The 12059-nt window shown below is 73.6% G+C and carries 4 protein-coding genes; 2 read left to right on the top strand and 2 right to left on the bottom strand.

Annotated features, from left to right (window positions below):
• Window positions 1-24: 24 nt before the first annotated feature.
• The gene (locus ACK8HX_RS14465) at window positions 25-4914 is read left to right on the top strand and encodes an NAD-glutamate dehydrogenase (RefSeq protein ID WP_411941425.1); all 4890 of its coding nucleotides are present in this window, start codon (window positions 25-27) and stop codon (window positions 4912-4914) included.
• 167 nt (window positions 4915-5081) lie between these two features.
• A complete protein-coding gene (locus tag ACK8HX_RS14460) occupies window positions 5082-6563 on the top strand; it encodes a sensor histidine kinase (protein WP_411941424.1) in 1482 nt (493 codons plus the stop codon).
• Between the two features lie 93 nt (window positions 6564-6656).
• Here the strand turns inward: ACK8HX_RS14460 and ACK8HX_RS14455 are convergent, their stop codons facing one another.
• Window positions 6657-6905: a WhiB family transcriptional regulator gene (locus tag ACK8HX_RS14455; protein ID WP_411941423.1), complete on the bottom strand. Its 249-nt coding sequence runs from the start codon at window positions 6903-6905 to the stop codon at window positions 6657-6659.
• Between the two features lie 475 nt (window positions 6906-7380).
• Window positions 7381-11922 carry an FtsK/SpoIIIE domain-containing protein gene (locus tag ACK8HX_RS14450; protein ID WP_411941422.1) on the bottom strand — a complete coding sequence of 1514 codons (4542 nt, stop codon included), beginning with the start codon at window positions 11920-11922 and terminating at the stop codon, window positions 7381-7383.
• Between the last annotated feature and the right edge of the window lie 137 nt (window positions 11923-12059).

The raw sequence follows: 12059 nt of genomic DNA, 5'->3' as shown, positions 1-12059 counted from the left end.
GCGACGAAGGAGTGCCACCGCACCATGTCGAAGGCCCAGTCCAGCAGCCGCGAGGACGTCCTCGCCCCGATCGCCACCGCGTTCGAGGAGGCAGCGCCGGACGGCGGGGGCCGTGACTTCATCGAGCGCTACCTGCGGCACGTACCCCTCGACGAGCTGGCCTCCCGCTCGCCCGAGATCTACGCCGGCGCCGCGAGCAGCCACCTGCGGCTGGCCGCGGAGCGGCTCCCGGGGGTCGCGAACGTGCGGGTCTACAACCCCACGACGGAGTCCGACGGCTGGTCGACGGCGCGCACCATCATCCAGGTCGTCACCGACGACATGCCCTTCCTCGTCGACTCCGTCACGGGGGCCCTCGTCTCCGCGGGCGTCGACATCCACCTCATCGTCCACCCCCAGCTGGTCGTGAGCCGCGACGCCCTCGGTCGCCTCGAGAAGGTCCTCCCGCGCGACGTGATCGGCCGTACGACCAAGGGTGACCTCGGAGAGCTCCCCGAGTCGTGGATGCTGCTCTCCGTCGACCGCGAGAGCGACGAGGGGCGCCGCGCCGAGATCGAGGCCACGGTGCGCCGCGTCCTCGAGGACGTCCGCCAGGCCGTCGAGGACTGGCCGAAGATGCGCAGCAAGTGCCTCGTCCTCGCCGCCGAGCTCGAGGGTGCGCCGCCGGCCGGGATCGAGGCCGCCGAGGTCGGGCGCGCGACGACGTTCCTGCGGTGGATGGCCGAGGACCACTTCACCTTCCTCGGCTACCGCGACTACGTCCTCGAGAGGTCCGCCCAGGGCGAGGTGCTGTCCCCGGTCACCGGGTCCGGGCTCGGCCTCCTGCGGTCCGACCCCCCGCAGGGCGAGAAGCCCGACGTCCTGTCGCCCGAGGCCTCGGCGAAGGCGCACGAGCCGAACATCCTCGTCCTCACCAAGGCCAACTCGCGCTCCACCGTGCACCGGGTCGCGCACCTGGACTACGTCGGGGTCAAGCGCTACGCCGACGACGGCACCGTCGTGGGGGAGCGGCGTTTCCTCGGCCTCTACGCCTCCACGGCGTACACCGAGTCGGTGCTGCGGGTGCCGCTCGTCGCCGAGAAGGTGCGTGCCGTCCTCGACCGCTCCGGGGTCGCCCCCGACAGCCACACCGGGAAGGACCTCCTCGAGGTCCTCGAGAGCTACCCGCGCGACGAGCTGTTCCAGGCGAGCATCGAGAACCTCTACGAGACGGCGATGGCGGTCACCCAGCTGCAGGAGCGCCGCCGCACCAAGCTGTTCATCCGCGAGGACGACTTCGGCCGCTTCGTGTCCTGCCTCGTCTACATCCCGCGCGACCGCTACAACACCGGGGTGCGTCTGCGGATGGCCGACATCCTCAAGGAGACCTTCGGCGGCGAGTCGGTCGAGTTCGCGGCCCGCGTGAGCGAGTCCGCCCTGTCCCGACTGCAGTTCGTCGTCCGGGTGCCGCGCGGGCGACGCGTCCGCACCCTCGACCGCGCCGAGGCCGACGCCCTCGAGCAGCGACTCGTCGAGGTCAGCCGCACCTGGTCCGACCGCCTCGGCGACGCGCTGCGGCACGAGCACGGGGAGGAGGAGGGCGACCGGCTCATGGACCGGTTCGGGCGGGCCTTCCCCGTCGGGTACGAGGAGACCTTCACGGTCAACCAGGGGCTCGCCGACCTCCAGCACCTCGACCGGCTCGGCACCGGGCAGGGCACGAGCGTGGCGCTGTACCGGCCGGCCGAAGGCTCCGACGACGTGCGGCGCTTCAAGCTGTTCCGGGTCGACCCGCTGTCGCTCACCGACATCCTCCCGATCTTCACCCACATGGGGGTCGAGGTCGTCGACGAGCAGCCCTACGAGGTCGAGCGTGCGGACGGCACGACCCTGCACGTGTACGACTTCGGCCTTCGGGTCCACGACGCGCGAGTGTGGGAGGCCTGTCCGCACGAGCAGCTCCGCGACCTGTTCGAGGGCGCCGTCTCGGCGGTGTGGGACGGGCGCGCCGAGTCCGACGGGTTCAACAAGCTCGTCCTCGCCGCCCAGCTCACGTGGCGACAGGTCGTCATCCTGCGCACCGTCGCCAAGTACCTGCGGCAGGCGCGCGCGACGTACTCGCAGGACTACCTCGAGGACGCCCTCGTCTCGCACCCGGCCATCGCCCGCGACCTGGTGTCGGTGTGGGAGAACCGGTTCGACCCGGACGCCGCCCCGGACGGTGGGCGTGACGCCGCCGAGGAGGCGATCGCCCAGCGCGTCGTCGACGCCCTCGACGGGGTGTCCTCGCTCGACCACGACCGGATCATCCGCGCCTTCCTCGGGGTGATGCGGGCGGGGCTGCGGACGAACTTCTACCAGGCCGGCGCCAACGGGGCGGCGCACAAGCCGTACGTCTCGCTCAAGCTCAACCCCAAGGCCGTGCCCGACCTCCCGGCCCCGCGGCCGCAGTTCGAGATCTGGGTCTACAGCCCTCGGGTCGAGGGCGTGCACCTGCGCTTCGGCCCGGTCGCCCGCGGCGGGCTGCGCTGGTCCGACCGGCGCGAGGACTTCCGCACCGAGGTCCTCGGTCTCGTCAAGGCGCAGATGGTGAAGAACGCCGTCATCGTGCCCACCGGCTCCAAGGGTGGCTTCTACCCCAAGCAGCTGCCCGACATGGCGGTCGACCGCGAGGCATGGCTCGAGGAGGGCAAGGCGGCGTACCGGATGTTCATCTCGGGCCTGCTCGACGTCACCGACAACCGCGTCGGAGGCGAGATCGTGCCGCCGGAGCGGGTGGTCCGCCACGACGGCGACGACCCCTACCTCGTCGTCGCCGCGGACAAGGGCACCGCGACCTTCTCCGACATCGCGAACGGCGTCTCGCAGTCGTACGGCTTCTGGCTCGACGACGCCTTCGCGTCGGGTGGCTCGGCGGGCTACGACCACAAGGCGATGGGCATCACGGCCCGCGGCGCCTGGGAGTCGGTCAAGCGCCACTTCCGTGAGATGGGCGTCGACACCCAGACGCAGGAGTTCACCGTCGTCGGGGTCGGCGACATGAGCGGCGACGTCTTCGGCAACGGGATGCTCCTGTCCGAGCACATCCGCCTGGTGGCGGCTTTCGACCACCGCCACGTCTTCGTCGACCCGAATCCCGTTGCGGCGCAGTCGTTCGCCGAGCGCAAGCGGCTCTTCGAGCTTCCGCGCTCGTCGTGGGACGACTACGACCGGTCGCTGGTGTCCGAGGGTGGCGGCGTGTTCGCCCGGTCGCTGAAGTCCATCCCGGTCACGCCGCAGATGGTCGAGGCGCTCGCCCTCCCGAAGAACACGACGGCGATGACGCCCGCCGAGCTGATCCACGCCATCCTCCTCGCGCCGGTCGACCTGCTCTGGAACGGCGGCATCGGCACCTACGTCAAGGCCTCGAGCGAGGACCACCTGTCCGTCGGCGACCGCGCCAACGACGCGATCCGCGTCAACGGCAACGAGCTGCGCGCCAAGGTGGTCGGCGAGGGTGGCAACCTCGGCCTCTCCCAGCTCGGCCGCATCGAGGCGGCCCTGTGCGGGGTCCGGGTCAACACCGACGCGATCGACAACTCCGCGGGCGTCGACACCTCCGACCACGAGGTCAACATCAAGATCCTCCTGGGCGAGGTCGTCCGCGCCGGAGGCCTCACCACCGAGGACCGCAACGAGCTCCTCGCGTCGATGACCGACGACGTCGCCGACCACGTGCTGCGCGACAACTACGAGCAGAACGTCCTGCTCGGCAACGCCCGGGCGCAGGAGCACTCGATGGCGAGCGTGCACCAGCGGCTCATCCACTGGCTCGAGGACCGCGGTGACCTCGACCGTGGGCTCGAGTTCCTCCCGACCGATGCCGAGATCGAGAAGCGGGCGCACGACGGGCTGGGGCTGAAGTCGCCCGAGTTCTCGGTGCTCGTCGCCTACGCCAAGCTCGCGCTCAAGGAGGACATCCTCGCGAGCTCGATCCCGGACGACCCGTACTTCGCGAGAACGCTCGCGGAGTACTTCCCGCCGGCGATCCAGGAGCGCTACGCCGGAGAGCTCGCCGACCACCCGCTCCGCCGCGAGATCGTCACGAACTCGGTCGTCAACTCGATGGTCAACCGCGGCGGCATCACCTTCGCGTTCCGGGCGCAGGAGGAGGCCGGCGCCACGCCCGAGCAGGTGACGCGCGCGTTCGTCGTCTGCCGGGAGGTGTTCGGCCTCGCCGGCTACGTGCGGGAGGTGGAGGCGCTCGACAACGTCGTGCCGACCGCGGCCCAGACCATGCTCTACCTCGAGTTCCGCCGGCTCCTCGACCGGGCGGTGCGCTGGTTCCTCACCTCACGCCCGGCACGCCTCGACATCAGCGCCGAGGTCGACCGGTTCGCCGGCGTCGTCAAGGAGCTCGGGCCCCAGGTGCCGGGGCTGCTGCGCGGCGACGAGAAGCGCCGCCTCGACAAGCGCACGAGCGAGCTCGTCAAGGCCGGCGTGCCCGACGCGCTGGCGGCCCGGGCCGCGATGCTGCTCGACTGGTTCAGCCTGCTCGACATCGTCGACATCGCCACCGACACCGGCCGCGCGCCCACCGAGGTCGCGCCGCTGTACTACCTGGTTTCCGAGCGGTTCGGCATCGACGCGATGCTCACCAAGGTCACCCGCCTGCCGCGTGACGACCGGTGGGACGCCCTCGCCCGTGGTGCCCTGCGCGACGACCTCTACGCCGTGCTCGAGTCGCTGACGCGCTCGGTCATCGAGGTCGGTGGGTCCGAGGACCCAGCAGCCGCCTGGGAGGCCTGGTCGAGCGCGAACAGCGAGTCGATCCAGCGCAGCAGGACCGCCCTCGCGGCGATCCGGCGGCTCGACCACCCGAACATCGCGGCCCTCTCGGTCGCCCTGCGGACCCTGCGCTCGGTGATCCGCGTGGGCGGCTCCTCCACCACCTGATCGGGAGTCCCAACTTTCCCGCCTGATGCCGGAACCTTCGGTGGGGCACCCCGAAGTTCGGGGTGCCCCACCGAAGGTTCCGATGCCTTGAATGCTCCGCGTGGCCGGACGTCTCCCGTGCCGGTCTGCCATCGGGTGCTCGAGAGGGGTCGCCTAGGCTCGTCGGCGTGAGCACGCTGGCCGAGATGCTGCGCGACACGACGACCCTCGAGGCGTCGGAGTCGGAGTGGCTGCACCTGCTGGTCGGCGACTGGCAGCTGATCGCCGACCTGTCGTTCGCCGACCTCGTCCTGTGGGTGCGCGGGGGGCTCGACGGATGGCGCGCCGTCGCCCACGTACGCCCCAACACCGGGCCGATGGTGTTCTACGACGACATCGTCGGGCGCAGCTCGAGCCGGTCACGCGCAGCCATGCTCGACCACGCGGCTCGCACCCAGCAGATGTTCGCCAAGCCCGAGCCGACCCAGCGCGAGGACATCTCGATCCGGGAGGACGCGGTGCCGGTCTGCCGGGAGGGGCGCGTCATCGCCGTCGTGACGCGCCACCAGAACCTCACCGGCGCCCGGACCCCGAGCCGTCTCGAGCTGACCTACCGCGACCTCGCCGACTCCCTCATGCGGATGGTGGCCAGTGGCGACTTCCCGTCGGTCTCGGCCCCGACCGGGATGCGCCGCGGCGCACCCCGCGTCGGCGACGGCGTCATCCACCTCGACGTCGACGGCATGGTCCGCTACGCCAGCCCGAACGCGGTCTCGGCGATCCACCGCATGGGGCACGTCGGCAACGTCACGGGCGAGGTCCTCGCGCAGGTCGTCGCCGACCAGGTGTCACGTGGGGGGATGGCCGTCGACGAGGCGCTGGCCGTGGTCGCGACGGGTCGTGCGTCCTGGCGGACCGAGGTCGAGACCGCCAGCGCGACCGTGACGATGCGCGCCATCCCGATCATCATCGGCGGGATGCGCTCGGGAGCCCTCCTGCTGCTCCGCGACGTCTCGGAGCTGCGGCGTCGCGAGCAGGAGCTGCTGACCAAGGACGCGACGATCCGCGAGATCCACCACCGGGTCAAGAACAACCTCCAGACCGTGGCGGCGCTGCTGCGCCTCCAGGCCCGCCGCGTCCCCGACGGCGACGCGCGCGGGGCGCTGGAGGAGGCGGTGCGGCGGGTGGGCACGATCGCGCTCGTCCACGAGACACTGAGCCAGGGGTTCGACGAGACCGTCGACTTCGACGAGATCGCCCGGCGCGGGCTGCGGGCCGTTGTCGAGGTCGCGATGCGCGAGCACCGGGTCGAGCACGGCTTCACGGGACGGTTCGGCCGGATGCGGGCGGAGGACGCCACCGCGCTCGCGATGATCGTCTCAGAGCTCGTGCAGAACGCCGTCGAGCACGGGCTCGCCGACCGCGACGGACGAGTCGACGTCGAGGTCGAACGGGTCACGCTGGAGACGGGGGAGGACCAGCTGACGGTCGTCATCACCGACGACGGGGTGGGGCTGCCAGCGGGTTTCCGCCCGGTGCTCGCCGGCCTGGGGACGCGGATCGTCACCTCGCTGGCGGCCGACCTGCGCGGTCGGATCCGCTGGGAGGCCAACCACCCGACGGGGACGCGCGTGGTGTTCGTCGCGCGGCTGCGTCCGCTCGGTCGCTGACCGCGGTCGGGTCACCGGCCCGGACACGGGTCGGCGCCCGGGGGAACCGGGCGCCGGGGTGCTGCGGTGCTGGAGGTCGGTGGACGAGTCCTGTCAGCCGGCGCGGCGGGCTCGGGCGTTGCGGCGCTTGAGGGCGCGGCGCTCGTCCTCGCTCATGCCGCCCCAGACGCCGGCGTCCTGGCCGGACTCGATGGCCCACTTCAGACAGGTGTCGATGACCTCGCAGCGGCGGCAGACGAGCTTGGCCTCCTCGATCTGAGCGATCGCCGGGCCGGTGTTCCCGATGGGGAAGAACAGCTCGGGGTCCTCGTCGAGGCAGGCAGCGCGGTCGCGCCAGTCCATGAAGGGTGCTCCTTGTCGCGGGGGTCATGCGGTCGTGTCGAGCGCCTGCGAGGGGGTGGCCGCAGGTACTCGCTGGTTGCGTCACTGCAGCCTGAACGGACGTCTCAAGCACAGACGTCCGTGCATCCACACTACCGGTGCCCACCCAATCCGTGAAGGACGCGGTCAGGGCGGTCCCGGCAGCCGGACCTGCGGCGGTGACGCCACCCCCGCTCAACGGTCGCGCCGGTCCCTTCTGTTCCCCGCGCGTCACCAGGTCCCTGACCTGCGACGACGCCGACCCCACGGGGTGCCGGGACGGCGTGCAGGCCGTCAGGCAGGATGGCCGGCCCGCGCTTGTCGGGTGCCGTTCGGACGCGGCGTGAGACGCGACACGCCGGGACGGTCGACATGGACCCGCCCGGTGCCCGACGACAGGCCCTCGCGGCGCTCCGACCTCCCCCGTCGTTAGGCTGACCGCGTGTCCGAGGAGATCTCACGCGGCCCCCGCCGCGTCGCCGCCGTCCTCGTCGGGGCTCAGGCGCTGACCCTCCTCGGGTTCGCAGCCTTCTACCTCTACGAGCTCGCCGTGGGGGAGGGCAGCGACCCGACCCGGGTCGCGATGTCGGCCCTCCTCATCGCCGCGTTCGGCGTCGCCCTCGGGGTGCTGGCCCGCGGCTGGCTGGGCGACGGTGCCTGGCCGAAGACCCCGACGATCGTGTGGAGTGTCCTGCTCTTCCCGGTCGGTGGCGGCATGATCCAGGGCGGGCTGCGCCTCCTGGGCTGGGGCCTCATCGCCCTCGCCCTGACGACCGCGCTCGTCGCGCTCTCCGCGAAGGGGGTCGCCGACCGGGGCCCCGAGGTCGACGGTGCCTGAGGCCACCGACCCGCGCGGCTGGTAGACCTGCACCTCCCTCGGAGGGGTTCCGCCCCCGACGACCAGCCCTCGGCCGGGAACCGGCAGCACGTCCGGCAGTCGTGGCTGACCGAGGGCCGCTCCGTCGCTCGCCGAGGGCATGAGCAGCAGGGCGAACCGGTGCCGCGCGACCTCGACGTCGAGGCCACGGAAGCGTGACGCGAGGCCGTCGCTGCTCGTGGCGACGACGAGCAGCCCGGGGTCGCGGCCGAGGAGCGTGGCGTGCTCGCGGAGCAGGGGGAGCAGGGGCGCGTCGTCGAGGAGCTCCGCGTCGTCGACGAGGACCGCGAGGTCGGGGTGGCCGCGGCGCAGCGCGACGAACTCCTCGACCTCGTCCGGAGTCACGACCCGGAGTCTCGCGGTCACGTCGTCGGCCTGCCCGCGCGTGGCGCGCGACACGAGGACGGCCGGGTGGCCGGAGTCGAGCACCGCCTCGGCGAGACTGCGGAGGGTCGTCGTCCGTCCGGACCGGGGAGGGCCGGCGACGAGGAGCCGGGGCCCGTCGCGCTCGGGCACCCACCGCCACGAGGCGGCGCCCCCGTCCGCAACGGCGCGCAGCCCGAGGCCGAGCGACCTGCCCGTGACGGCAGTGTCGCCGTTCCCCTCGCTGGACGGCCGACGGCGAGCCGGGCGGGTCACCGACTCGGGGAGCGGGAGGTACCGCCAGGGCGCCCGTCCGCCGGTGGTGTCCGCCTGGGCGGGCCGGGCTGCGGCGACCTGAGCGGTCGTGGCCGCGGTGGCGTGGGCGAAGTGGACCTGCCTGGAGTCGCCCACCCTCACGCCGCGTCCTCGCGGTGGGTCGACCGGGAGGGGGCCGGCACGGAGCCCGGTGAGGGCGGCGTCGAGGGGGTCGACCCGCCCCAGCACGACCGTCGTCGCCCCGAGGGCCGACCAGTTGGGCTGGAGGAGGGCGCGTCCTCCGGTGACGATGCCGCGGACCCCGACCGAGGCGCCGTCCCGCAGCACCGTGAGCAGGGCGTCGGCGTCGCTGTCGCCCCACGGCCCCGCCGTGGCCTCGACGAGCTGTTCCCAGCCGTCGACGAGGACGAACACCGTCGGCCCCCCGTGTCCGTTCGCGCCGTCGGGCGAGGCCGACGACCGGCGCCGCGCGACGAGGGTGGACAGGTACCCGATGAGTGCCCGCACGGCCCTCCGATCGGTCAGGGCCATCGCGCAGCCGCAGTGCGGGAGGCCCGCGAGGTCGGCGAGCGCGCCGCCGGCCGCGATGACGTGGAGGTGGAGGTCGGCCGGCGCGGCACGGGAGGCGGCGGCGAGGGCGAGTGCCCGGGTGGCGGTGGTTCGTCCGCTCCCCGGGCCGCCGGACAGGAGCCAGGTCACGGAGCCGTCCTCCGGGCCGAGGGACGTCGTCCGCTGCCGGTCCGGCTCGTCGACGAGCCCGGCGCGGACCGGCGGGCATCCGTCGGCACCGGACGGGGCATCGGGGTCATGGGGGTCGAAGACGTCGGGTAGTGGTGCGAGCCACGGGCTGCGGGGACGAGGCCGGCCCGTCGCCCGCGCCGCCTCGTCGAGGGCAGCGACGAGGCGGTCGAGGGCTGCGTCCCGGGACCCCTCCGTGGTCCGCGGTACCTCGACGTCGACGGTGCCGGGGCAGCCCCCGCTCGGGACGACTCGCAGGGACGGGAGCACCTCCTGACCGGGGTCGGCCACGAGAGCGGCCTGGAACGCGACGAGGATTCCGTCGCCCCCGCGGGCAACCGCCCGCCCCGGCACCCCCGGATGGATCGCCGCAGCGGCTGGGTCCTCGACGACGTCGACCGAGTCGGAACGGTCGCGGACACGGAAGGCGATGCGCAGGTTGACGTTCGCCTGCACCGCCGGCGACAGCGCGCCGGAGGGTCGCTGCGTAGCGAGGACGAGGTGGATGCCGAGGGACCGCCCGAGGGCCGCGAGTCGGACCAGCCCGTCGACGAAGCGAGGGACCTCGTCGACGAGGGCCTTGAGCTCGTCGACGACCACGACGAGCCGGGGCAGGGGTTCGGGTCGGCCGGACGCCCGACGGTAGGCCTCGAGGTCGGCGGCCCCCACGACGGCGAAGAGGCGCTCGCGGCGGCGGAGCTCGGCATCGAGGGAGGACAGGGCCCGCTCGACGAGGAGTGCGTCGAGGTCGGTGACGAGCCCGACGACGTGGGGCAGGTCCGCGCACGCGCCGAACGCGGCTCCGCCCTTGAAGTCGACGAGGACCAGCGCGAGGTCCTCGGGCGGAAGGGTCGCGGCGAGCGACACCACGAGGGTGCGGAGGAACTCGGACTTCCCGGAGCCGGTCGTCCCTCCGACGAGGACGTGCGGCCCGTCGGTGACGAGGTCGACGGAGAACGGGCCGTCGGCGGTGCGACCGACGACCGCCCGGGGGCGTCCGTCGGAACGGCTCCACCGCCCAGCGACGAGGTCCGGGCCCGGGTCGCTCCCGTCGAACGGCGCGGACAGCGCCACGCGCCCGGGGAGGGCGCGGTCGTCATCGGCCCGGTCCTCGACGAGCGGCGCGAGCGCCCTGGACACCCGCTCGGCCCACCACGGACCGACCCGGTCCACGACCAGGGGCCGGCGTCCGGCGCGGTCGCCGACCGTGCCCTGCTGGGCGTCGACGACGACCCCGACGGCGCCGACCAGCTCGGCATCCGCCGCCCCGAGGAGGACGACCCAGCCCGCCTCGGCTGCTGCGGACACCAGGTCGGTCGCGACCGGGCCCAGCGACGGCACCACGAGGACGCGGCGCACCTCGTCATCGGCCCCGGCGCCGAGCGGGTGGACGCCGGGTGGGGCCCCGGAGGGCCCCTCGGCCCCGCTCGCGGTACACCGGGACCCGGGCACCGGTGGCTGCCCGGCGTGCGGCAGGCGTGCGACCCACCGCCACGCCGGGTCCTCGTCGTCGGCGACGTCGAGCCGCAGCCGTGACGGCGGACACTGCACGGCGAGCTGCCCGACGACCGATGCGAGGACGCCACGCGTCATCTCAGGGGGCCCCACCACGGCCAGGCCACCGCTCACGTCGACGACGACGGGTCCGCGCCCTGCGCGCCCGCGTTCGCGTGTCGTCCCGTCGGTCCAGACCACCCGGGTCGCCACCTCCCCGTGCCCCACGCGGACGCGCAGGTCGGAGCGGGCCCACAGCCCCGGCAGGCGCAGCTCGGCACGCCGCAGCAGGGCCGCCGCATCAGGGCGGTCGTGGTCGAGCCGCACGACCTCCTCGGCCACGAGCCGGTCCAGCCGTCCGCGTGCCGCGGCCGTCGCCACCACGTGCTCGGCGACCGCCCGCCGGTGGCTGCGACCGGAGCCGAGCCGGTCACCGAGGGCGGTCCCCAGCATCAGCACCGGCCCGAGCAGCGCGAAGGCCAGCAGCTGCGGACCGAACACGACCGCCATCACCGCGGCGACGGGGACCGGGAGGAGCGCGGCGAGCCACGGGATGCGCGGACGGTGGCGCTCGCCTGGCGGGCGTGGCGCCTCGACCACGACCTCGGAGTCGTCCTCCGCCCGGCCGGCGACCGGCCGGAGGACGAGGCGACCGTCGCCCGTGACCGTCGTCGGCAGACCGGCGCCGGGTCGCCGCCGGAGGCGCAGGGTGGATGCGCCGAGGACGAGGGTCGACCCGGAGTCGACGGGGCTCGGCTCGACGAGGGGTCGCCCGTCGACGAGCACGCCGTTCGTCGAGCCGGCATCGGCCACGACGACGCCGGATGCGTCGACCCGCACCTCTGCGTGTCGGCGGCTGAGGGCGTCGTCGTCGAGGGAGAAGCCGTGCGGCACGGACCGGCCCACGACGAGACCGGGTGGGACGAGCTCGCGCGACCGGCCGGCATCCGGCCCGCCGACCGCGACGAGCTCGAGCACCGGACCGTCGGGCCGTGCCCCCGGGGGTGCGACCGAGGACGCGCCGGCGGCCCCGACCACGACCGACGAGCCGTGGAGGAGCGGTGGATGTCCGACCAGCGCGTCCGGCGGCACGGCCCGCCCGCCCGAGAGCAGGGTCGGCACGGGGTGACCGAGGTGCTCGCCCAGGGCGGTACCGAGCGCGGCCGCGGTCTGCGCACCCGCCCAGCGCACGACGACGTCGACCGGCAGGGCCCGGCGTCGCGGCACGTGGACGGTGAGGGTGAGCTCCATGGACCGACACCGTAGGGAGGTCCTGCGACACCACCGCGCGGTTTTCCACAGGGGCGGCGTGCACACCGCCTCGTCATCCACACCCGACCCAGTGGTCGCCGGTTGTCCACAGGTGCCGTGGCTCGACGTGCGCGCCG

Origin of the sequence: Oryzobacter faecalis (assembly GCF_046764005.1) — a bacterium.
Classification (GTDB): Bacteria; Actinomycetota; Actinomycetes; order Actinomycetales; family Dermatophilaceae; genus Oryzobacter; species Oryzobacter faecalis.
This window is presented reverse-complemented; position numbering and strand designations above follow the sequence as displayed.